Annotated in this window: 18 protein-coding genes; 8 read left to right on the top strand and 10 right to left on the bottom strand. The window is 73.5% G+C overall.

Features of this window, described 5'->3' with window-relative positions:
- Both A3Q37_RS34395 and A3Q37_RS34390 read right to left on the bottom strand, forming a co-directional pair.
- A partial coding sequence (locus A3Q37_RS34395; RefSeq protein ID WP_255312037.1) for a UvrD-helicase domain-containing protein occupies positions 1-1,057 on the bottom strand: 1,057 nt, incomplete at its 3' end.
- 203 nt (positions 1,058-1,260) lie between these two features.
- On the bottom strand, positions 1,261-1,791 hold the full coding sequence (locus tag A3Q37_RS34390; RefSeq protein ID WP_065491013.1) for an MGMT family protein: 531 nt from the start codon (positions 1,789-1,791) through the stop codon (positions 1,261-1,263).
- Positions 1,792-2,012: 221 nt separating this feature from the next.
- Between A3Q37_RS34390 and A3Q37_RS34385 the strand changes: the two genes are divergently transcribed.
- The 3 genes from A3Q37_RS34385 to A3Q37_RS34375 all read left to right on the top strand — a co-directional run bounded on the left by A3Q37_RS34385 (position 2,013) and on the right by A3Q37_RS34375 (position 8,269).
- On the top strand, positions 2,013-4,823 hold the full coding sequence (locus tag A3Q37_RS34385; protein ID WP_065491010.1) for a lysylphosphatidylglycerol synthase domain-containing protein: 2,811 nt from the start codon (positions 2,013-2,015) through the stop codon (positions 4,821-4,823).
- Between the two features lie 178 nt (positions 4,824-5,001).
- A complete protein-coding gene (locus tag A3Q37_RS34380; protein WP_065491008.1) occupies positions 5,002-6,594 on the top strand; it encodes an alpha/beta hydrolase in 1,593 nt (530 codons plus the stop codon).
- Between the two features lie 85 nt (positions 6,595-6,679).
- On the top strand, positions 6,680-8,269 hold the full coding sequence (locus tag A3Q37_RS34375; protein WP_065491006.1) for an alpha/beta hydrolase: 1,590 nt from the start codon (positions 6,680-6,682) through the stop codon (positions 8,267-8,269).
- 64 nt (positions 8,270-8,333) lie between these two features.
- On the opposite strand, the gene moeZ is transcribed toward A3Q37_RS34375, so the two are convergent.
- From moeZ to A3Q37_RS34340, 7 genes are all read right to left on the bottom strand, one after another.
- Complete coding sequence (gene moeZ / locus A3Q37_RS34370) at positions 8,334-9,512, bottom strand: adenylyltransferase/sulfurtransferase MoeZ (RefSeq protein WP_065491005.1); 1,179 nt, start codon at positions 9,510-9,512, stop codon at positions 8,334-8,336.
- Positions 9,513-9,611: 99 nt separating this feature from the next.
- Positions 9,612-10,481: a spherulation-specific family 4 protein gene (locus tag A3Q37_RS34365; protein WP_065491001.1), complete on the bottom strand. Its 870-nt coding sequence runs from the start codon at positions 10,479-10,481 to the stop codon at positions 9,612-9,614.
- Entirely contained in the window at positions 10,469-11,434 is a 966-nt protein-coding gene (locus tag A3Q37_RS34360; RefSeq protein WP_065490999.1) for an NAD(P)-dependent oxidoreductase, read from the bottom strand. The genes A3Q37_RS34365 and A3Q37_RS34360 overlap by 13 nt, the downstream gene beginning before the upstream one ends.
- Before the next feature lie 205 nt (positions 11,435-11,639).
- Entirely contained in the window at positions 11,640-12,809 is a 1,170-nt protein-coding gene (locus tag A3Q37_RS34355; RefSeq protein WP_079138115.1) for a hypothetical protein, read from the bottom strand.
- A gap of 64 nt (positions 12,810-12,873) precedes the next feature.
- On the bottom strand, positions 12,874-14,772 hold the full coding sequence (locus A3Q37_RS34350; RefSeq protein ID WP_065490996.1) for a DUF3492 domain-containing protein: 1,899 nt from the start codon (positions 14,770-14,772) through the stop codon (positions 12,874-12,876).
- Between the two features lie 238 nt (positions 14,773-15,010).
- Complete coding sequence (locus A3Q37_RS34345; RefSeq protein WP_065490993.1) at positions 15,011-16,486, bottom strand: DUF3152 domain-containing protein; 1,476 nt, start codon at positions 16,484-16,486, stop codon at positions 15,011-15,013.
- 8 nt (positions 16,487-16,494) lie between these two features.
- Positions 16,495-17,460 carry an alpha/beta fold hydrolase gene (locus tag A3Q37_RS34340; RefSeq protein WP_065490991.1) on the bottom strand — a complete coding sequence of 322 codons (966 nt, stop codon included), beginning with the start codon at positions 17,458-17,460 and terminating at the stop codon, positions 16,495-16,497.
- Positions 17,461-17,578: 118 nt separating this feature from the next.
- Here A3Q37_RS34340 and A3Q37_RS34335 point away from each other — a divergent pair, with 118 nt between their 5' ends.
- From A3Q37_RS34335 to A3Q37_RS34320, 4 genes are all read left to right on the top strand, one after another.
- On the top strand, positions 17,579-17,794 hold the full coding sequence (locus A3Q37_RS34335) for a hypothetical protein (protein WP_065490989.1): 216 nt from the start codon (positions 17,579-17,581) through the stop codon (positions 17,792-17,794).
- A gap of 168 nt (positions 17,795-17,962) precedes the next feature.
- Positions 17,963-18,604, top strand: a complete 642-nt coding sequence (locus tag A3Q37_RS34330) for a TetR/AcrR family transcriptional regulator (protein WP_006127402.1) — start codon at positions 17,963-17,965, stop codon at positions 18,602-18,604.
- 140 nt (positions 18,605-18,744) lie between these two features.
- Positions 18,745-18,972 carry a DUF3107 domain-containing protein gene (locus tag A3Q37_RS34325; protein ID WP_010061602.1) on the top strand — a complete coding sequence of 76 codons (228 nt, stop codon included), beginning with the start codon at positions 18,745-18,747 and terminating at the stop codon, positions 18,970-18,972.
- Between the two features lie 206 nt (positions 18,973-19,178).
- Positions 19,179-19,451, top strand: coding sequence for a hypothetical protein (locus A3Q37_RS34320; protein ID WP_065490987.1), 273 nt, complete (start codon positions 19,179-19,181; stop codon positions 19,449-19,451).
- A 2-nt stretch (positions 19,452-19,453) separates the two neighbouring features.
- Here A3Q37_RS34320 and A3Q37_RS34315 read toward each other — a convergent pair whose 3' ends face one another.
- Positions 19,454-20,200 (bottom strand): ferritin-like fold-containing protein, encoded by a 747-nt coding sequence (locus A3Q37_RS34315; protein ID WP_065490985.1) that lies wholly within the window; start codon positions 20,198-20,200, stop codon positions 19,454-19,456.
- A gap of 317 nt (positions 20,201-20,517) precedes the next feature.
- Between A3Q37_RS34315 and A3Q37_RS34310 the strand changes: the two genes are divergently transcribed.
- Positions 20,518-22,099: DEAD/DEAH box helicase (locus A3Q37_RS34310; protein ID WP_255312036.1), on the top strand; the 1,582-nt coding region annotated here is incomplete at its 3' end.

The raw sequence follows: 22,099 nt of genomic DNA, 5'->3' as shown, positions 1-22,099 counted from the left end.
CCTCGCCGCGCACGCCCTCGCCGCGCACGCCCTCGCCGCGCACGCCCTCGCCGCGCACGCCCTCGCCGCGCACGCCCTCGCCGCGCACGCCCTCGCCGCGCACGCCCTCGCCGTGCGCGTCCCCGCGCGCACCCTCGCCGTGCGCACCCCCGCCGTCCGTGTCCTCTCCATACCCCCGGGCGTACTCCGGCGCGCGCCCCCGGTTCCCCGCCAGCGCGTGCAGCAGGCGCACCTGCGCGGGATCGGTGTCCTGGTACTCGTCGACGTACACCGCGTCGTACCGGCCGGCCAGCTCCGCCGCGACCTCGGGGCGCTCGGCGAGCAGGACCGCGCGGTGCACCAGCTCGGCGTAGTCCAGGACGCCCTGGGCGTCGAGGATGTCGAGGTACTCGGCGAGGAACTCGGCCGCCGCCGTCCAGTCCGGGCGGCCGGTGCGGCGGGCGAAGTCGGCCAGCGCGTCCGGGCCGAGGCCCAGTTCCCGGCTGCGGGCCAGCACGGCGCGCACCTCGTCGGCGAAGCCGCGGGTGGTCAGGCAGGCGCGCAGCTCGTCCGGCCAGCGGATCCGGCCCAGGCCCTCCTTCTCCAGGTCGAGCTGGCCCGCGAGCAGTTCGCGGACGGTGACGTCCTGCTCGGGCCCGGACAGCAGGCGCAGCGGATCGGCGAACAGGTCGGCGTCCTGGTGGGCCCGGACCAGGGCGTAGCAGTACGAGTGGAACGTGGTGGCCTGCGGGCCCCGGGCCGCCCCGAGCCGGGCCGCCATCCGGTCGCGCAGTTCGACGGCGGCCTTGCGGCTGAAGGTGAGGACGAGGATGCGGGCGGGGTCGCCGCCCCGGTTCACCCGGGCCGCGACGGATTCGACGAGGGTGGTGGTCTTGCCGGTGCCCGGCCCGGCGAGAACCAGCAGCGGGCCGCCGGGGTGATCAACCACCGCGCGCTGGCCCGCGTCCAGGAGAGGGGGATCCACGGAACCCGGCGGAGTGCGCACCAGTCGGTACGCACCCGTGGTCCGCGGCCGTGACTCACGGCGCGGACTGTGCCGGGTGGAGGAGGAACTCACGTGGATCGCCGGTCCTGGTGGGTGTACAGGTGATGAGGAACAGGTTCGGGGCAGTCGGGACAGCCCGAGGAGAGGGGCGGAGCGTGCCGCGCGATGACGACGCTACGCCGACGACGGCGCGGGAGGCAGCGGATGTGCTGCGTCCCTCGTCACGTGTGCGGCCGCGTCGGGCCGCTGCTGCCGGGGGCGGATGGCGGAAGCTGTCAGGTGTGAGCTTCCTCGCCCGGACCGCCCGGGCCGCCTTCGCTTCGCCCGGCGCCACCGGCCGCACCGCCTGTGCCGTCGCCGCCCGGCCCGCCCGCGCCGCTGTCCGGACCGCCACCGGAACCACCGGGCCCGGCCGCGTGCCTGCCGTCCCAGCGGGCGCGTCGCATGTCGATGCGCGGGATGTGGCCCTCCGCCCGGCGGGACGCCTCGCGCAGCGGCGTGGACTCCGCGCGGTAGTGCTCCAGCGCCCGCAGCTCGTGGGCGGGGAGCAGCGTCCCGTCGGCGCGGACGACCCGCCACCACGGCACGGCCGACCCGTACAGCGCCATGACCCGGCCGACCTGGCGCGGCCCGCCCTCGCCCAGCCACTCCGCGACATCGCCGTACGTCATCACCCGGCCGGGCGGGATCAGCTCGGCCACGTCGAGGACGCGCTCCGCGTACTCCGGCAGCTCCGCGTACACCGGCGGTCCGGCGCCGGGCGGGGCGGTGCCGGAGCCGCCCCCGTCCGTCTGGTCCTGGCTCATCCGGCCCATCCTGCCGTACGCCACCGACAGCCCGGCCGAAACCGTGTCCGTCCGGGCACACAGTGTGCACGTGGGAGCAAAGGAGCGTATGTTGCGCTTCCCGCGCCCGTGCAACGCACCCTGATGCCCCTCTCTGTCTACGGGCCGTGCCACCATCATGCGGGCGGTGACCGGTGATACCAGAACACGAAGACGAACCAGAGGCGACGAAGGAGCAGGGCGTGCAGCCACCGAAGGCGGCGGACGCCTCCGATGCCGGGGAGCGCCCGCAGGCTGCTCCCGAATCCTCCGCGTCGCCCCGCGCCGCCGCCGGAACCTCCCGCGCCGACGGCCCCACGACGTCCACCACCGGACATCTGGCCGGCTCGACGCTCGCCTCCGCCGAGGCCGCGCTGACCGACCGCGTCTCCGGGGACGAGCCGCTGCTCCCCGCCCGGGTGCACCGCCCTTCCGACCTGATGCGGCTGCTCATCGGCATCGCCGCGATCGGTGTGCTGCTCGCGATCGCCGCGTTCGCCCAGGGCACCACCACCGGTCTTGAGGACGACATCTCCAAGGGCACCGAGCAGGCGCCCGATCTGCTGATCAAGATCGCCGGTCTGGTGTCCAGCATCGCCGTGCTGCTGGTGCCGGTCGCCTTCGCCATCGAACGCCTCATCAAACGCGACGGGCTGCGCATCGCGGACGGGGTGCTCGCCGCCGTGCTCGCCCACGGGGTGACGCTCGCCACCGACCTCTGGGTCTCGCGGACCGCGCCCGGCACCATCCAGGACGCGCTGACCCAGCCGCAGACGACGGGCGGTCTGACCGACCCGGTGCACGGCTATCTCGCGCCGGTCATCGCGTACATGACGGCGGTCGGGATGGCGCGGCGGCCGCGCTGGCGCGTGGTGCTGTGGGTGGTGCTGCTGCTCGACGCGTTCGCGATGCTCGTCGGCGGGTACACCACCCCGTTCTCGATCATCCTCACCGTGCTGATCGGCTGGACGGTGGCGTACGGGACGCTGTACGCGGTCGGCTCGCCGAACGTCCGCCCCACCGGCCAGCACCTGATGGCGGGGCTGCGGCACGTGGGCTTCCGCCCGGTCGCGGCGATGCGCACCGAGGACGCCCCGGACAAGGACAGCACCGACCAGGGCGACCGGGGCCGGCGCTATCTGGTGACGCTGGAGGACGGGCCGCCGCTGGACGTCACCGTCGTCGACCGGGAACAGCAGGCCCAGGGGTTCTTCTACCGGGCCTGGCGGCGGATCACGCTGCGTACGCTCACCCAGCGGCGCTCGATCCAGTCGTTGCGCCAGGCGCTGGAGCAGGAGGCGCTGCTCGCGTACGCGGCCATCGCCGCCGGGGCGAACGCGCCCAAGCTGATCGCCACGTCGGAGCTGGGACCCGACGCGGTGATGCTGGTGTACGAGCACATCGGCGGCCGGTCGCTGGACCAGATGGAGGACGAGGAGATCACCGACGATCTGGTGCGCAGCGCCTGGCGTCAGGTGAAGGCCCTCCAGTCGCGGCGGATCGCGCACCGCAGGCTGACCGGGGACGCGCTGCTGGTGGATCGTTCCGGCAGGGCGTTCGTGACGGATCTGCGCGGCGGGGAGATCGCCGCGGGCGATCTGGTGCTGCGGATGGACGTGGCCCAGCTGCTGACCACGCTGGGGCTGCGGGTGGGGGCCGAGCGGTCGGTCGCCGGGGCGCTGGCCGTGCTCGGCCCGGACGCGGTGGCGGACTGTCTGCCGCTGCTCCAGCCGATCGCGCTGAGCCGCTCCACGCGGGCGACGCTGCGCCGGATCGCCCGCGAGCGTTCGCAGCGCGAGCGGGAAGCGGTGGTGGAGGCCTCGCAGACGGCCAAGCAGGCGAAGGCGGAGCAGGCGAGCACCGAGCAGGCGGCGGGCGGCCCCGCGACCGGATCCGGGGCCGGGTCCAAGGCGGGGTCCAAGGCCGAGCGGAAGTCGCTGCGCACCGAGAAGCAGGCCGAGAAGCGCGCCATCGACGATGCGCTGGAGGAGGCCCGCGAGGAGGATCTGCTCGCCCAGATCCGCCGTCAGGTGCTGCTGATCCGCCCGCAGGCCCCGGTCGAACCGGTCCGCCTGGAGCGGATCAAGCCGCGCACCCTGTTCAGCTTCATCGCCGGGGCCATCGCCGCGTACTTCTTGATCTCGCAGGTCACCCAGGCCGACTTCGGGACGGTCGTGGAGCAGGCGGAGTGGGGCTGGGTGGCGGCCGCCCTCGGCTTCTCGGCGCTGAGCTATGTGGCGGCGGCGATGAGCCTGCTGGGCTTCGTGCCCGAGCGGGTGTCGTTCCTGAAGACCGTGCAGGCGCAGGTGGCCGGCTCGTTCGTGAAGATCGTGGCGCCCGCGGCGGTCGGCGGCGTGGCGCTGAACACCCGCTTCCTCCAGCGGGCCGGGGTGCGCCCCGGTCTCGCGGTGGCGAGCGTGGGAGCGTCGCAGCTCTTCGGGCTCGGCGCCCACATCATGCTGCTGGCGCTGTTCGGCTATCTCACGGGTACGGAGAAGACACCGGACTCGCTGACTCCGTCCCGGACCGTGATCGCGGGTCTGCTGACGGTCGCGGTGCTGGTGCTGGTGGTGACGGCGATCCCGTTCCTGCGGAAGTTCGTGGTCACCCGGGTGCGGTCGCTGTTCGCCGGGGTCGTGCCGCGCATGCTGGACGTGGTGCAGCGGCCGCAGAAGCTGCTCACCGGCATCGGCGGCATGCTGCTGCTGACCGGCCTGTTCGTGCTCTGCCTGGACGCCTCGATCCGCGCCTTCAGTGGCCCGGACGTCCCCCAGCTGAGCTACGCGAGCATCGCGGTGGTCTTCCTCGCCGGGAACGCGCTCGGCTCGGCCGCCCCGACGCCGGGCGGTATGGGTGCGGTCGAGGGGGCCCTGACGCTGGGCCTGATCGCGGTCGGGCTGCCGAAGGAGGTGGCGGCGCCCGCGGTGCTGCTGTACCGCGTGATGACGCTGTGGCTGCCGGTGCTGCCGGGGTGGATCGCCTTCAACCAGCTGACCCGCAAGGGCGAGCTGTAGGGGGACGGCCGGGGCCCCGCGAGGGCGAGCGGCGATCGGGCCGGGCGGGCGCGAGCGGTAGCGGCCGCCCGCCCGCCTTCTCGTAACGGCCCCGCCGCCCGTCCGCACCCGCCCCGCCCGCCACCCGCATGGACCGCGCCCGGCCGCGCTCCCCGGCGGCCCGCCGCACGATGGGGGCATGAGGACTTCCCCCGCCCTGCGCGCCGCCGCCCTCGCCGCCACCGCCACCGTGCTGCTGCCGCTGGCCGCCTGTTCGGACGACGGCGACGGGGACGGGTCCTCGACGCCCACCGGGGCCTCGACCGCCTCGCCGACCGCCACCGCCGACGACCTGTCCTCGCAGAAGCTGGACTGGTCCCCCTGCCCGCCCCCGAACACGGCCCAGGGCGGCGGCGAGTCACCGTCCCCGCTGCCCGGCGGTGTGGTGTGGGAGTGCACCTTCATGGACGTACCCCTCGACTACGCGAAGCCGGACGGCCGCACGATCGAGCTGGCGCTGATCCGGGCCAAGGCCAAGGACCAGCAGCGGCGGATCGGCTCGCTGGTCTTCAACTTCGGCGGGCCCGGCGCGTCCGGTGTCGCGACGCTGCCCGCGTTCGGCACCGAGTACGACCGGCTCCGCACCCGGTACGACCTGGTGAGCTTCGACCCGCGCGGGGTCGGCCGCAGCGAGGGCGTCCAGTGCGCGGACGACGCCCAGCTGGACGCCTTCTACCAGGAGGACTCCACCCCGGACGACGCGGCCGAGGAGAAGCAGTTCGTCCAGGGGCAGAAGGACTTCATCGCGGACTGCGAGGAGAACTCCGGCCCCGAACTCCCCTTCGTGGGCACGACGAACGCCGCCCGCGACATGGACCTGCTGCGTACGGTGCTGGGCGACGACAAGCTGTACTACTTCGGCATCTCGTACGGAACCGAACTGGGCGGCGTGTACGCCCATCTCTTCCCGGACAAGGTCGGCCGGGCGGTCTTCGACGCGGTGGTCGACCCCACGAAGAACGCCGAGCAGTCCTCCCTCGGCCAGGCGGAGGGGTTCCAGCTCGCCCTGGACAACTTCACGAAGGACTGCGCGGAGCGCGACGACTGTTCTCTGCCCGGGGCCACCCCGCAGGAGGTCGAGCAGGGCATCGCCGATCTCCTGGGCGAGCTGGAGGAGGAGCCCATCGACGGGCTCGGCGACCGGGCCCTGACGCAGACGCTGGCCACCACCGGTATCGCGTCCGCGCTCTACTCGAAGGAGACCTGGCCGCTGCTGGAACAGGGTCTGGACGAGGCGGGCGGCGGGAACGGCGGGCTGCTGCTCGCCCTCGCCGACTCCCTCAACGGCCGCGCGGAGGACGGGCGGTACGACAACTCCAACGCCGCCAACATCGCCATCAACTGCGCCGACTCCAAGCAGCGGTTCACCCTGGAGCAGACGAAGGCGGCGCTGCCCGCGTTCCGCAAGGCGTCCCCGCTGTTCGGCGAGTATCTGGGCTGGGGGCTGATGGGCTGCACCGGCTGGCCGGTGGCGGGCGCCTGGGAGACCCCGGACGTCAGCGCCCCGGGAGCCGCACCGATCCTGGTCATCGGCAACACCGGCGACCCGGCCACCCCGTACGCGGGCGCGAAGGCGATGGTGCAGCAGCTCGGCAAGGGAGTCGGCGTGGAGCTGACGTACAAGGGTGAGGGGCACGGGGCGTACAACAGCAAGGACGCGTGCGTGCAACGGGCGGTGGACGGCTATCTGTTGAACGGCCGGGTCCCGAAGTCCGGCACGGTCTGCGGTTGATCCCCTCCTCGACTTCCTTGCGGCACACGGCGGTTGGCCGGTGGTTAGCATGACCGCACATCCCCTGAGGGAGGGAACCCGGATCATGCGTGCGCACCGCCGTACCCGACAGGCCGCCGTACGGACGGGAGCGGCCCTCCTCTCGGCCGTACTGCTCGCCGGTTGCGGCCTGTTGAGCAGCGAGCCGGAGCCCTCCGGGACCGCCGACGGCCGCCCCGCCGACGCCTCGCCCACGCCGACGGATCCGGGGGACTCCCCCACGACTCCGCGGCTCCCCTCCGCCCTCACCTCCCAGCGCCCCGACTGGAAACGCTGCACGGCCCCGCCCGGCGGCAACTCCCCCGGATCGGACTGGCGTTGCGCGAGCGTGGACGTACCGCTGGACTACGCGGAGCCGGCCGGGAAGACACTGTCCATCGCGCTGATCCGCAAGGAGGCCCGCGACCGGGGGCGGCGGATCGGCTCGCTGCTGTTCAACTTCGGCGGCCCGGGCGGATCCGGCGTCGCCACGCTGCCGCGCGCCGCCGGGCAGTACGAGAAGCTCAACTCCCGCTACGACCTGGTCAGTTTCGATCCGCGCGGGGTCGCCGCCAGCTCCGCGGTGCGCTGCCGTTCCGACAAGGAGCAGGAGCACGCCCACCGGACCGTCGATCTGACCCCCGACACGGCGGCGGAGGAGGCGGCGTTCTTCGCGGACGCGGCGGACTTCGGCGCGGGCTGCGAGCGCCGCTCGGGCGAGCTCCTGCCGCACGTCGGTACGTCGAACGCCGCCCGCGACCTGGACCTGATCCGCCAGGTCCTGGGCGACGACAAGCTGTCCTACCTCGGCTTCTCGTACGGTACGGAGCTGGGCGGGACGTACGCGCACCTCTTCCCGCACCGGGTGGGGCGCACCGTGCTGGACGCGGTCGTCGACCCGACGGCCGACGGCATCGGGCACGCCCGCAACCAGACCGTGGGTTTCCAGCGCGCCCTGGAGAACTACCTCAAGGACCGCGGCCAGGACCCGCGTACGGGCTCCGAGCGCATCGCCCGGCTGCTGGCCCGGATCGACCGGAACCCCCTGCCGACCGCCTCGGGCCGGGAGCTGACCGAGTCGCTCGCCATCACCGGCATCGTCACCCCGCTGTACTCCGAGTCGAGCTGGCCCGCGCTGACGGCCGCGCTCGACGAGGCGGAGAACAGCGGCACGGGCGATGAACTGCTGCGGCTCGCCGACTCGTACAACGGCCGTGACGCGCAGGGCCGTTACGACACCCAGAGCCACTCCCAGCGGGCGATCTCCTGCGCCGACTCGGCGTCCCGCCCCACCCCGGACGAGGCCCGGGCGCTGGTGCCGGAGTTCCGCGGGCTGTCGCCGGTCTTCGGCCCGTTCCTGGCCTGGGACACCGCGGGCTGGTGTGCTCAGTGGCCGGTCGACGGCGAGCACGAGACGCCGGAGACCAGTGCGCCGGGCGCGGGCCCGATCCTGGTCGTCGGGACCACCGGCGACCCGGCGACCCCGTACGAGGGGGCCCGGCGGATGGCGGACGAGCTGGGCCGGGGCGTCGGCGTGCTGGTCACCAACAAGGGCGAGGGGCACGGGGCGTACGGCTCCAACGACTGTGTGACGTCGACGGTCGACGCCTACTTCCTGGACGGGAAGGTCCCGGCGGACGGGAAGACCTGCGGATAGCCTCCGGCATGGCGAAGGGCCGGTCCGCGCTGTGCGGACCGGCCCTTCGAAAGCCATGCGCGTACTAGTACACCGGCTTCTCGGGCTCGATCTGGTTGACCCAGCCGATCACGCCGCCGCCGACGTGCACCGCGTCGGCGAAGCCCGCCGACTTGAGGACCGCGAGGACCTCGGCGCTGCGGACGCCGGTCTTGCAGTTCAGGACGATGCGCCTGTCCTGCGGGAGGTCCTGGAGGGCGTTGCCCATCAGGAACTCGTTCTTCGGGATCAGCCGGGAGCCGGGGATCGCGACGATCTCGTACTCGTTCGGCTCGCGGACGTCGATGATCTCGATCTTCTCGTCGCCGTCGATCCACTCCTTGAGCTGCTTGGGAGTGATCGTGGAACCGGCCGCCGCCTCCTGGGCCTCCTCGGACACGACGCCGCAGAAGGCCTCGTAGTCGATGAGCTCGGTGACGGTGGGGTTCTCGCCGCAGACCGCGCAGTCGGGGTCCTTGCGGACCTTGACCTGGCGGTACTGCATCTCCAGGGCGTCGTAGATCATCAGCCGGCCGACCAGCGGGTCACCGATACCGGCGAGCAGCTTGATGGCCTCGTTGACCTGGATGGAGCCGATGGACGCGCAGAGCACGCCCAGCACGCCGCCCTCGGCGCAGGAGGGGACCATGCCCGGCGGCGGGGGCTCCGGGTAGAGGCAGCGGTAGCAGGGGCCGTGCTCGGACCAGAACACGGAGGCCTGGCCGTCGAAGCGGTAGATCGAGCCCCATACGTACGGCTTGTTCAGCAGCACCGCGGCGTCGTTGACGAGATAGCGGGTGGCGAAGTTGTCCGTGCCGTCCACGATCAGGTCGTACTGCGCGAAGATCTCCAGCACGTTGTCGGCTTCGAGCCGCGTCTCGTGGAGGACGACGTTCACGTACGGGTTGATACCGAGCACCGAGTCCTTGGCCGACTGCGCCTTGGAGCGGCCGATGTCGGACTGGCTGTGGATGATCTGGCGCTGCAAGTTCGACTCGTCGACCTCGTCGAACTCGATGATGCCGAGCGTGCCGACACCGGCTGCGGCCAGGTACATCAGGGCCGGCGAGCCGAGGCCGCCGGCGCCGACACACAGCACCTTGGCGTTCTTCAGGCGCTTCTGTCCGTCCATCCCGACATCCGGGATGATCAGGTGGCGGGAGTACCTGCGGACCTCGTCGACGGTGAGCTCAGCGGCTGGCTCGACCAGGGGTGGCAGCGACACAGGAACCTCAACAATGCAGGTGGTCGGATTCTACGTAGACCGGCTTCTTACGGTCGACTACGTACGGTTGTTCTCCTCGTAACACTGCCACGCCCCTCCTCATTCCGAGATACCGGGTCCGATCCGCGAGACGATTTCGTCCCAGTAACTGGGCAGCGCCGCGAATGGATCGCTTTGTCCGGTTCGGCCGTCGCGGCCGTCGCGGTCGTTTCGATCACTCCGGTCGCTCCGGTCGCTCCGGTCGGTGAAGAAGATCGTCCCGGCGCCCTGCCAGCGGGCGACGCGCATGGCCTCTTCCAGGTGGGTGCGCGGAACCCCGTGGACGAAGTGGGCGAACCGCTCCGGCGGGTAGTCGGCGGTCCACTCGGCCACCTGGGACCAGCGGTAGTCGGTCCAGGGGCCCTGGAAGGTGACCAGTTGGTCGGCGGCCTCCGCGTACCCGGGGTACGGGTGGGTGCCGTGGCCCAGCACCAGGCGGCCCCCGCCGTCCGCGCTGTCGCTCTCCGTCAGCAGCGCGTGCAGGGTGCCGGTCAGCCGCCGGACGGCGGGCAGGCTCGCCCGGTCGGCGGGGCAGCGGGCGAGGTAGAAGCCGCCGATGCGGTACCAGTCGATGAAGGACCGGGCGTCCGCGATCAGCTCGTCGAAGGGCCGCTCGCCGTGGGCCAGGTCGAGATGGCCGAGCAGTCTGCCGCCGGAGGCCCGGACGGTGTCGTCCGGGGCCTCGCCGTGCAGGGCGCGTTCGCGGGCGTTGTGCAGCCGGCCCGCCGCCTCCAGGCAGTGCGGATCGGGCCGGGAGCCGGGGCCGTTGGCGATGTTGAGGACGGCCCAGTGCAGCGGGGTGCCGGGGCGGGCCAGCTCGGCCCATTCGGCGGGGGCGAGCAGCGGGTGGGCGTAGCCCGGTACGCCGAAGCCGAGCGGTTCGCCGCCCGCGGTCCGGCGGGCGTCGGCGGGGGCGGTCAGATACGGCACGCCGCCTCCATCCAGATGTCCGCGAGGGACTCCTCCAGGTTGATCCGGGGCCGCCAGCCGAGCCGGTCGCGCGCGGTGCGGACGTCGGCCTGCTGCCAGGCACCGCAGCCGTCCGGATACGGGGACGGGGTGGCGGAGAGGTGTTCCATGACGGACTCGGCGGAGGTGCGCGGGGCCCCGATGGGAATGCGCGGCGGGGGCGAGTCCAGCTCGTGGAGCGCGCCCGCGTACCCGGCGACGCGGGCGAGTACGGAGGCGGCGTCGCGGAGCCGGACGGCGCGCCCCGTGCCGATGTTGACGACACCCTGGGCGGCGGAGAGCGAGGCGGCGTGGACGGCCCGCGCCACGTCCCGTACGTCGACGAAGTCCCGCTGCACACCGAGCCCGCTGAGCTTCAGCTCGCCGTCGCCCGCCTGCATGGCCCGGCGCATCGCCTCGGCGAGCCGGCCGAGCGGGGAGCCGGCCGGGGTGCCGGGGCCGACCGGCGAGAAGACCCGCAGGACGACGGCGTCGAGGCCGGAGCCGAGGACCAGTTCGGTGGCGGCGAGCTTGCTGACGCCGTACGGGCCGCCGGGGCGCGGGACCGCGTCCTCGGCGGTGGAGGAGCCGGGCTGCGAGGGCCCGTACTCCGAGGCGCAGCCGACCTGGACGAGCCGGGCCCCGCAGCCGCTGCGGCGGAGCGCCTCGCAGACGGTGGCGACGGCGACGGTGTTGTGCCGGGTGAGGTCGCGGGCGTTGCCGCGGGTGGCGCCCGCGCAGTTGACGACGACCCCGGGGTGGACGGCGTCCAGGAAGCGGGTGAGGGCCCCGGGGCTGCCGCCCGCGAGGTCGAACCGGACGTCGGCGTCGTCGCCGCGCCCGAGGGCCGTGAGGTGAACGGCGGGGTCGGCGAGGAGACGGTCGGCGACGAAGCGGCCGAGGAATCCGTTGGCTCCGAGCAGCAGCACCCTCATCGCGCACCGCCTCGGTGCCGACGGCTCACTGCCGGTGCGGGGGATTGGGGGGTCATGGCGGGTTTCTCCTAGGTCAGTCAGTCGGTCGTACGGTGCCGGGACGGGCCCGCGGCGTCGGCTCCGCGGGAGTGATCGGGAGTGATGCGGGGTGGTACGTGGGTGGGGCGGTGGTGGTACGTCGGTGGGGCGGTCGGGGCCTCGGTGCTCAGGCCCGGGTGTGGGCGGAGGCCCGGGAGAGCGCGAGGGCGGCGTGCAGCAGCAGCCCGAGTGCGGCTCCGCCGCAGGCGAGGGCGGACACGGCTCCCGTCCCGCCTGCCGAGACGAGGGCGTCCACGGGTCGGGCAAGGGGTTCGAGTCCGGGCAGCCGGGCGGCGAGGACGAGGGCGGGTGCGCCGGCCTCGACGGCGCACGCACCGGCCAGCGCGACGGTCCCCGGCTCGGGCAGCCCGTGGGCGGCGAGCAGCCGGGCCACGAAGAACAGCACCCCGAGGGCGACGGCCGCCACGGGCACGCCGCCCCCGCCGAGGCCGAGGTCGGCCAGGTACAGCAGGGGCAGCAGCGCGCCGAGGAAGAGGGTGACGGCCGCCAGGAGCAGGGGGCGTACGCCCGCGCCGAACTCCTCCAGGGCGCGGCTGCCGGACAGTTTGCGGTGGGCCCGGACGGTGAAGAGGTGGGCGCACCAGGCGGCCGGGGCGATGGCGGCGGCGAGGCCGAGCAGCGGGGCGGCGTTTCCGTCCCACGGGCCGTCCGGGCCGCCGGTCATGACCTGGGCGAGCAGCTCCTCGCCGTACACCGTGTAGCTGAGGAGCCAGCAGGCGTACATTCCGGCGCGGCCCGCTCCTTCGGGGGCGCGCAGGGGGCCGCGCCCCAGGCAGGCCCGGAGCGCCAGGCAGGCGAGCAGCGCGCCGACGACGGTGACGAGGGCCCGCGTCCCGTCGCCTAGGAGGCCCTCGGTGACCCGGAGCACCCCGGCGGTCGCGAGGCAGGCGGCCCCGGGGAGCAGGGCGAGGAGGGTCCAGGCGGCCCGCGCCTCGGTGTCGGGGCCGGGCCCGGGGGGTCCGCCGGTGGCGGGATCATGGGCGCGGGGCGGCATACGGGCGTACAGCTCCTCGGCGAGGGCGAAGACGTCCCGGTGGCGGTAGCGGGCGGCGGTGCGGTCGGTGAGCCCGTGGGCCTCCAGTCCGGCGGCGATCTCCAGCGGGTCCACGGCCCGTTCGCACAGGTCGCGGTGGTCGTGCAGCAGGGTCTTCACCGGGTCGGCCGGCCCCCGCCGGGCGGCGCCCCCCGCCCGGCGCGCGGAGGCGCGGGGCGGAATCTCCGCGGGGCGTTCCGGGGCGGCAGCGGGGGTCGTCGCCGGGTCGTCCGGACGGGTCATCGGGAGGTCTCCGTGGTCGTGAAGCGTGGGGTCGTGGCGGGTCGGGGCATCGACGGACGGGTGGTCATGCATCGCCGTCCCCCGCCGGGGCCGCCGCGGCCGCGCAGACGCTCTCCGGCTCCGGCTCCCGCGTGTGTTCGGGCTCGGGCTCGCCCGGCCGGTCCGGCAGGCGGGGTCCGGGCGGGGCGGCCCAGCTGGGCACGGCTGCGGCGGGGCGCTCCGGGGCCTCCGGGGGCCGGAGGTGTGAGCCGGGCTGGGTCCACGGGCCGAGAAGGCGGGCCTCCGGCGGGGTGGCGAACGGCAGCGGGTCGCCGTGGGCGTCCACCGTGTCGGCCTCCCGGCGCACCGGGGTGTGCGACATCAGCTCCAGGTAAATGCCGCGAAATGCCGCGAGGTTCTGTTCGACGGTGAAGAGTTCGAGCGCGCGGGCCCGCGCGGCGGCGCCCAGCCTGGCCCGGCGCTCGGGGTCGCGCAGCAGCGCGACACAGGCGTCCGCGAGCGCCTTGGGGTTGCGCGGGGGCACCACCAGGCCGGTGCCGCCGATGACTTCGACCACCGCGCCCACATCGGTGGAGACCGTGGCCCGGCCGCAGAACATGGCTTCGACGAGGCTGACCGGGAAGCCCTCGACGGTGCTGGAGAGGACGATGACGCCGCCCGCCCCGTACGCCTCGGCGAGGTCGGGGATCTCAGGGCCGCCGATCTCCTCGAAGGTGACCGGGCAACTGCCTTCGGTGTGGGCGCCGGTGGCCTCGTCCGGGAAGAGCTGGGCGGCCAGGGCCGTGCAGTGCGCGAGGTAGGCGGTGGCCTCGTCGCCCTCCGCCGGGGCGCCGAAGATCCGCAGCCGGGCGGCGGGCCGGGCGCGGCGGACCTCGGCGAAGGCGTGGAGGAGGGCGATCAGGTCCTTGGCGGGCTCGATCCGGCCGACCCAGACCAGCGTGTCGGGGCCCACCGCATCGGCGCCGTCGCCGTGGTCCGCCGCACCGAGCCGTTCGGCGTCCTCGCCGACCGGGCCGAAGCGCTCCGCGGCCATGCCCGGGTAGACGGTGCGCTGCTTGGCGGGGTCGGCTCCGCAGCGCTGCTGCCAGCGGCGGACGTGGGTGTTGCCGGGGGTGACGAGCGCGGCCTGCCGGTAGATCTCGGTGGCGAGGCGGCCGTGGAACGCGGCGAGGAGGGCGCGCACGGGGGCTCCGTACGCGGTGCCGGACGCGGCGGCCAGGTAGTGCGCGCGCAGCGGGACGCCGTGCTCGGTGACCAGCAGCGGCACCCCGAAGAAGCGTTTGGCCAGGAGTCCCGGGAGGGCGGCCGCCCCGCCGGAGGCCGCGTGGCAGAGGTCGACCGCGCCGAGGCTCTCCTGGTCGTACCAGTCGAGCGAGAGCGGGCGCAGCGCGCGTTCCAGCTCGGCGGCGAAGGCGAGGTGGTCGGGGACGGTGGCGCTCCGCACGGTCCGGCCGGTGCCGTGGGCGCGGGTGGCCGCCTCCAGGATCCGCACGGTGGTCTCGGAGCGCAGGGCGAGGTGGAGTCCACCGCGCTCGCGGGCCAGCTCGGCCAGCCCGTAGAGCCCCGCGGTGAAGAGCTCGGCGCCGGGGCCGTCGCCCGCTTCCGTCCCGGCCGGGTCGGGGGTGCAGACGGCGGTGGCGAGGGCGGTGAAGTGCTCGGTGAACCGCTTGCGGTCGCGCCGCCCGTAGGACTGCTCGCCGCCGGTCACCAGCCGGGCCAGCAGGCCGCGTTCGCCGCTGCCGCGCAGGGTGCCGTCCTCGGGGGTCCACAGCGGCGCGGTGCGCACCCGGCTGACCTGGTACGGCAGTTGGACCCAGCCCTGGGCCTCCTGGTGGGCGGAGCGGCTCAGTGCGAACAGGTCGAACTCGTGCTGCGGCAGCCCGCGCACCAGCCGGTCGCACCAGAGTCTGGACTCACCGGTCGCATACGGATAACCACCGTCGGTGAGCAGTCCGATCCGCACGAGTACACCCCCGATCTCCCTTGTGGGCGGCCGCCGTTGAACCGGCGACTCGCAGCGGGACGACCGTAAGCGGATACGCCGGTGGCGCGACGGACGGTTGTCCGTCGCGCCACCGAAAGGGGTGAACCGTCGTAACTTTCCCGCGCCGGTCGCGTTCCGTCGCGATACGGCGGTCGGTTGTCACGGGGAGTCAGGCCCGGGCCAACTCCTGGCAGGCCGGCCGACAGGTCTCAAGGCATCAACCCTTGGGGTGAACCCAGGGGTTGGGCTTGCACTTGATGCCTTCGAGTTCGAGGGTCTTGGTCTGCTGCTGCATCACCGGGGCGAGCGCGCCGGGCGTGCGGCAGCTCACGTGGTTGTACCCGAGCCGGTGGCCGACCTCGTGGTTGATGAGCATCTGCCGGTAGGGCAGCAGCTTGTCCGGGCCGAAGGTGGCGGCGCCCTGCGCCCAGCGATAGGCGTTGATCATGACGCGGTCGGTCGAGGCGGAGTCGCAGGAGACGTTGTCGATCGTGGTGTCCAGACCGGACTTGGCGCACCAGTCGCCGGTGGTCCCGGGGCTGGCGAGCGTGATCACGAAGTCCGGCTGCCCCGACGAGATGCGCTCGAAGGTCATCGCGCCGTTGTGCGCCCAGCTCCGGTCGTCGTTGAGCGTCTTCTGCACGGCTTCGGCGAACAGCCCGGCGTCGAGGCCGAGTCCCTTCTCCACGTCGATCCGGTAGCGGTGCTTCTGCCCCTTCCCGGGGGCCTTCGCCAGGCCGGGCACCGCCTCGAACTCGCCGGTCGCCTTCAGATCGGGGGCGAGCGGATACGGCTGCGCCATCTTGGCGGCGTACGAGAGGGGCTTGACCTCGGGCTTCGGCGCGGCCCGCTCCGGGGTCGGGCGGGCGTCGGAGCGGGAGGCCTCGCCGTCGAGGCCCTGCCGCTCCACCTCGGCGGCGCGCGCGGCGGCGGAACGGTCACCGGAGTCCTCGGCGACCTGTCCGGCGACCACGACCGCGAGCACGGTGGTCACCGCGGCGGCGGCGATCCCGGTGAACGTCCGCCCCTTGCCGCCCCGGGGCGCGGCCGGTTCGTCGGGCTCCGCGGCCTCGGTGTCGTCCGGGCCGTCCGGGCTTCCGGCCGACGGCGCGGCCGGGGCCCCGGGGGCCTCGGCGTCGAAGGCGTCGACGAACTCCTGGCGCGGGCCCGGCACCGGGGGTCCGGCGGGCTGCTGCTGGGCCGCCCGGCCGTCCGCGGCGCGCTGGGCCGCGCGCTGGGCGGAGACCTGGCGGGCCACGGCCTGCTGCCGGGCGGCGACGTCCTGGGCTCCGAAGGGCCCGGCGGCTCCGCCCGGACCGCCGGGATACGTCCGGGCGTCGCCGGGGCGGCCGTCCGGACCGGGGTACTGGTGGGGCGCCTGCGGATGGGGAGCGGCGGGTGCGCCGTAACGCGGCTGCGGCCCGGTGTTCCAGGTACCGCCCCAGCCGCCGCCCTGCTCACGCTGTTCGGGGTGGCCGCCGCGCACCTGCGGGGCGTCGGGCGGGAACGGGCCCTGCCCGTCGCCGGTCAGCGGGGAGAACAGGTTCCGCCCGTCCGTGGCCGGTGCGGGCGCGGTCCGCCTGCGGCGGCCGGTGCCGGACGCGGGACGCCCCGCGGCGCGCTCGCCGCCCGGCTCCGCCGCTGTCGCGTCCGGGCGGATCGCCCCGGAGCCCTTTCGACTGTGTCGTCCCACGCCCCGGATCAGCTCCCGCCGCTATCGTCCAGCAGTTCCCGGAACGCCTGGGCGACCGCCTCCGGGTACTCCATCATCGCCACGTGCCCCGCGTCGGGCAGGGTCAGCAGCCGGGCGTCGCGGAAGGCCGCGGACGCCTTGCGTGCCATCCGGTACGAGACGAGCCGGTCCCGTCCGCCGTACACGAGCTGGGTCGGTGCGAGCACCCGCTCGGCCTGGCGCCACAGTCCGTGCTGGCCCCCCAGGGTGTACGCGTCCACGATGCCCCGGGCCGAACGCGTCATCGCGTCCCAGAAGTACGGCAGTTCCAGCCGGCGCTCCATCTCGGCCACCGCATGACGGAAGGCTTCCTCGGAGACCCGTGCCGGATCGCCGTAACAGAGTGCCATGACTCCGCGCGTCCGCTGCTCCGCCGTCCAGCCCTTCGTGAGCCGGGCGAACAGGGAAGCGACCCCCGGCACCGCCAGCAGACCGGTCGGGACGGCCTCACGTTGCACCCGCCACTCCGGCAGGGCGGGCGAGATCAGGGTGAGGGTGCGCACGAGGTCGGGGCGGACGGCGGCGACCCGGGTGGCGACCGCGCCGCCCAGCGAGTTGCCGAACAGATGGACGGGGCCCCGCTCCTCCGCGTCCAGCAGCCTGATCACCGCGCGGGCGTGTCCGGTCACCGAGTAGTTGCCGTCGTCGGGCGGCGGCGAATCCCCGAATCCGGGCAGGTCGACGGCTTCTCCGTCGACCAGGCCGGACAGCAGCGGCATCAGCGCGGACCAGTTCTGCGACGAGCCGCCGAGCCCGTGCACGTACAGCGCGGGGGGCAGTCCGGTCCGGTCTCCCGGGCGGCAGCGGATGTTCAGACCGATCCCCGGCAGGGACACGGAGCGCAGCCGTTCGCCGTCGGCGACCCGGACGGCACTGACCGTGGGGGCCACCGCGGCGGCGGCGGCCTGGACACCCGGCAGCTCGGTCGAAGACATGCGCCAATGTTACGAGACGATCACGCACTGATTCATGTGTTCGCCGTCACAAGGCCGCATCGCGGGGTAGACGTGTAGCTCCTAGGCTTCAGAGGAAGAAAAGGGAAGGGAGCTGCGCATGTCGATCGACCCGAGCGACCCGGACACCTTCGAGAGCACGGAACCGGACGAGCCGGGACCGGAAGCCCCGGAGGCCGACGCCGCCGAGCAGCGCGCGGACGTCCGGCCCGAGCACGACGAGCGGGCGGAGAGCCTCGACCCGGCCGCCGCCAACGAGGCCGATGTCGCGGAACAGCGCAGGGTGATCCCTTTCGACGAGGACGATTACCGCTGAAACGCCCCGGTTTTGCTCACGACCGCAAAGAACTGTGGCTTCCACAGCCGTCCGGTCCATGAAATTCTGCGTCCGCGCCGCGCACACCCGGGTTACCCAAAAGTACGATGGCTGTACGGCGCAGCGTGCACGGACCGGCTGTGCTGGAACACATATTTGGGAGGCGGCGTGACAGCCATCGAGCAGACAGAGGCGGCGCGCCCGCGGGGCACCCGCCTGCCCCGCCGCGCCCGACGCAATCAGCTGCTGGGCGCCGCGCAGGAGGTCTTCGTCGCGCAGGGCTACCACTCCGCCGCGATGGACGACATCGCCGAGCGGGCCGGGGTCAGCAAGCCGGTGCTCTACCAGCACTTCCCCGGAAAGCTGGAGCTCTATCTGGCCCTGCTCGACCAGCACTGCGAGTCGCTGCTCCAGGCCGTCCGCACGGCGCTGGCCTCGACGACGGACAACAAGCTGCGCGTCGAGGCGACGATGGACGCCTACTTCGCGTACGTGGAGGACGAGGGCGGCGCGTTCCGCCTGGTCTTCGAGTCCGACCTGACCAACGAGCCCGCCGTGCGCGAGCGGGTGGACCGGGTGTCCCTCCAGTGCGCCGAGGCCATCTCCGACGTGATCGCCGGGGACACGGGCCTGTCCAAGGACGAGTCCATGCTGCTGGCGGTGGGGCTCGGCGGCGTCTCCCAGGTGGTCGCCCGCTACTGGCTCTCCAGCCAGTCCTCCATCCCCCGTGACACGGCCGTGCAGCTCCTCACCTCGCTGGCCTGGCGGGGCATCGCGGGCTTCCCGCTGCACGGTGTCGAGCAGCACTGACCCCTCCGTGACGGGACGCCTGACGCCGTGTTCGCTGCGGGCGTTGCCGGTCGGGCCCTGAGCGCCGCTTCCGCCGGGCTAATGTGGCTGCGTACGGCGCGGTTCGCCGCGCAGGGACTGACCGTCGGAGGGACATAGCCGTGGAGGTCAAGATCGGGGTGCAGCACACGCCCCGCGAGATCGTTCTGGAGAGCGGGCTTTCCGCCGAGGACGTCGAGAGCGCGGTCGCCGCGGCGCTGGGCGGCAAGGCGGAGCTGCTCAGCCTCACGGACGACAAGGGCCGCAAGGTTCTCGTGCCGGCCGACCGGATCGCGTATGTGGAGATCGGCGAGCCGACCACCCGGCGGGTGGGGTTCGGGGCGCTGTAGTCCACGGACGCGTCGATCAGGTGATCACAGGAGTGGCCCGGCGGGATCTTCCCGCCGGGCCACTCCTGTGTCGGGTGCGGGGGTGCCGCTCCCCCGTTCCCGTACGGGTCGGAAGGGGCTGTCGGAGGGTTGCTCGCCGCGGCCGGGGGGTAGTACCGCCTACGACCGATTTGCCCGCCCCGCACACCCCCGCGAGGTGATCCTCTGTGTTCTGGGAATCCTTCGGCGCCGCCGTGCTCGGACTGGCCCTGTCCTGGGTGGCGCTCCGATCACTGGCCGACCGGCTGCCGGCCGGCCGTGCGGTTTATCTCACCGGCACGCTGGGCGCCCTGTTCGGCGCGTATCTCACGCATGCAGCGCTGGGGCCCGGCCATGTCCTGGCGACGCTGATCGGAGCCGTGTCGGTCGGAGCGGTGACGCTCTCGCTCCTGATCCGACCACGCGGCCGCCGCCTCGCCCGGTCGGCGGCGGCCCAGTAGCTCTAGGCGGCCAGGCCGAGAGCGGCCATCCGCTTGGTGTGGGCCTCCGTGATCCGGGAGAACATCCGGCCCACCTCGGCCAGGTCGAAGCCGTCCGCGACGCCGCCCACCAGCATCGTCGAGAGGGCGTCGCGGTCGGCGACCACCCGCTGGGCCTGCGAGAGCGCCTCGCCCATCAGCCGGCGGGCCCACAGCGCGAGCCGCCCGCCGACCCGCGGGTCGGCCTCGATGGCGGCGCGCACCTTCTCCACCGCGAAGTTCCCGTGCCCGGTGTCGTCCAGCACGGACAGCACGAGGGACCGGGTGTCGGTGTCCAGGCGGGCCGCGACCTCACGGTAGAAGTCGCTCGCGATCGAGTCGCCGACGTACGCCTTGACCAGGCCCTCCAGCCAGTCGGAGGGGGCGGTCTGGCGGTGGAAGTCGTCGAGCGCCTTGGCGAACGGCTCCATCGCGGCCGTCGGCTCCTCGTCCACCGCGGTCAGCCGCTCGGTCAGCTGCTCGAAGTGGTGGAACTCGGCGGCGGCCATCTTCGCCAGCTCCGCCTTGTCCCCGAGGGTCGGCGCGAGCTTCGCGTCCTCGGCCAGCCGTTCGAAGGCCGCCAGCTCTCCGTAGGCGAGGGCGCCGAGCAGGTCCACGACAGCGGCGCGGTACTGCGGGTCGGCGGCCGCGGTGGCCCAGTCCTGGGTGGCGATCCCGGTGGCTCCGGAAGAGTCGGCGGGGTTGTCGGTGGCGTGGTCTGGCGTCTCCATGAAACGGAACGATAGCCCTCCCGGCGCGGGGCGGAAGGGCCTGGTCAGCCGGGGCCGCCATACCGTTCCGATGAATTCGTCCAACACACATGCGCGAATCCGGGGTACAGTGGTATTGCGCTTACTGAGCACTGTGCTGTGCCAGGGGCGCGCCCTTTGAATGAGGATGCCCGGTCGGAGGCCCGATCGGCTCCGACCCGACAGCCCTCCACGCGGTGCGTACGACACGTACGACTGCAAGATGAGGGGCCCCCTCAGCGGCACGAGCGCTCGAGCGACGGCAGTGGTCCCGCGCCACCCGGCCCCACCACGGCCGGATGACCAACCCGGCACGGTACGACCCCCAGCGTTCGCCTCGGACCGCGTCTCACAGAAGAGGCAGCACCCTGACTACGTTCCGCGACCTCGGTATTTTTCCCGAGACGGCCGAAGCCCTTGAGGCGGTCGGCATCACGTCCCCCTTCCCCATCCAGGAGCTGACGCTCCCCGTCGCCCTCTCCGGCTCCGACGTCATCGGCCAGGCCAAGACCGGCACCGGAAAGACGCTCGGCTTCGGCCTCCCGCTCCTGGAGCGCGTGACCGTCCCCGCCGACGTCGAGGCCGGGCGGGCCAAGCCCGAGCAGCTGACCGACGCGCCGCAGGCGCTCGTCGTCGTCCCCACCCGCGAGCTGTGCACCCAGGTCACCAACGACCTGCTCACGGCCGGCAAGGTCCGTAACGTCCGCGTTCTCGCGATCTACGGCGGCCGGGCGTACGAGCCCCAGGTCGAGGCCCTCAAGAAGGGCGTCGATGTGATCGTCGGCACCCCGGGCCGTCTCCTGGACCTGGCGGGCCAGCGCAAGCTCGACCTCTCCCACATCCGCGGGCTCGTCCTCGACGAGGCCGACGAGATGCTGGACCTGGGCTTCCTGCCCGACGTCGAGCGCATCATCACGATGCTGCCGGCCAAGCGCCAGACGATGCTGTTCTCGGCCACCATGCCCGGTGCCGTCATCAGCCTCGCCCGCCGCTACATGTCGCAGCCGACGCACATCAACGCCACGTCGCCCGACGACGAGGGCACGACCGTGAAGAACACGGTCCAGCACGTCTACCGCGCCCACAACATGGACAAGCCGGAGATGCTCGCCCGCATCCTCCAGGCCGAGGGCCGCGGGCTCGCGATGATCTTCTGCCGGACGAAGCGCACGGCCGCCGACATCGCCGAGCAGCTGGAGAAGCGCGGCTTCGCCTCCGGCGCGGTCCACGGCGACCTCGGCCAGGGCGCCCGCGAGCAGGCGCTGCGCGCCTTCCGCAACGGCAAGGTCGACGTCCTGGTCTGCACCGACGTCGCCGCGCGCGGTATCGACGTCGAGGGTGTGACCCACGTCGTCAACTACCAGTCGCCGGAGGACGAGAAGACCTACCTCCACCGCATCGGCCGCACCGGCCGCGCGGGCGCCAAGGGCACCGCGATCACGCTGGTCGACTGGGACGACATCCCGCGCTGGCAGCTGATCAACAAGGCCCTGGACCTGAAGTTCCCGGACCCGCCGGAGACGTACTCCACCTCTCCGCACCTGTTCGAGGAGCTGGGCATCCCGGCGGGCACCAAGGGTGTGCTGCCGCGTGCCGAGCGGACCCGTGCGGGTCTGCGCGCCGAAGAGGTCGAGGACCTCGGCGAGACCGGCGGCCGCGGCCGCAAGGCCGCCGCTCCGGCCCCCGCCCGTGAGGAGCGCGAGCCGCGCACCCGTACGCCGCGCCAGCGCCGCCGCACCCGTGGCGGGGCCACGGCGGAGGCGGGCGCCGCGACGGTGCCCGCGCCCGCCAAGGAGGCCACCCCGGTCGCCCCGGCCGGTGACGAGGCGCCCGAGGCGCCGCGTACACCGCGCCGTCGCCGTCGTACGCGTTCCGGCGCGG

Source organism: Streptomyces sp. PTY087I2, assembly GCF_001687325.1.
Lineage (GTDB): Bacteria > Actinomycetota > Actinomycetes > Streptomycetales > Streptomycetaceae > Streptomyces.
The sequence above is the reverse complement of the archived record's forward strand: the minus strand, read 5'-3'. Positions and strand labels throughout refer to the sequence as shown.

Coding starts and splice junctions, on each gene's coding strand:
- A3Q37_RS34355 (WP_079138115.1), bottom strand. CDS start 12,809: ATGACCCGTCCGGACGACCCGGCGACGACCCCCGCTGCCGCCCCGGAA.
- A3Q37_RS34340 (WP_065490991.1), bottom strand. CDS start 17,460: ATGTCTTCGACCGAGCTGCCGGGTGTCCAGGCCGCCGCCGCCGCGGTG.
- A3Q37_RS34335 (WP_065490989.1), top strand. CDS start 17,579: ATGTCGATCGACCCGAGCGACCCGGACACCTTCGAGAGCACGGAACCG.
- A3Q37_RS34315 (WP_065490985.1), bottom strand. CDS start 20,200: ATGGAGACGCCAGACCACGCCACCGACAACCCCGCCGACTCTTCCGGA.
- A3Q37_RS34390 (WP_065491013.1), bottom strand. CDS start 1,791: ATGAGCCAGGACCAGACGGACGGGGGCGGCTCCGGCACCGCCCCGCCC.
- A3Q37_RS34380 (WP_065491008.1), top strand. CDS start 5,002: ATGAGGACTTCCCCCGCCCTGCGCGCCGCCGCCCTCGCCGCCACCGCC.
- A3Q37_RS34375 (WP_065491006.1), top strand. CDS start 6,680: ATGCGTGCGCACCGCCGTACCCGACAGGCCGCCGTACGGACGGGAGCG.
- A3Q37_RS34360 (WP_065490999.1), bottom strand. CDS start 11,434: ATGAGGGTGCTGCTGCTCGGAGCCAACGGATTCCTCGGCCGCTTCGTC.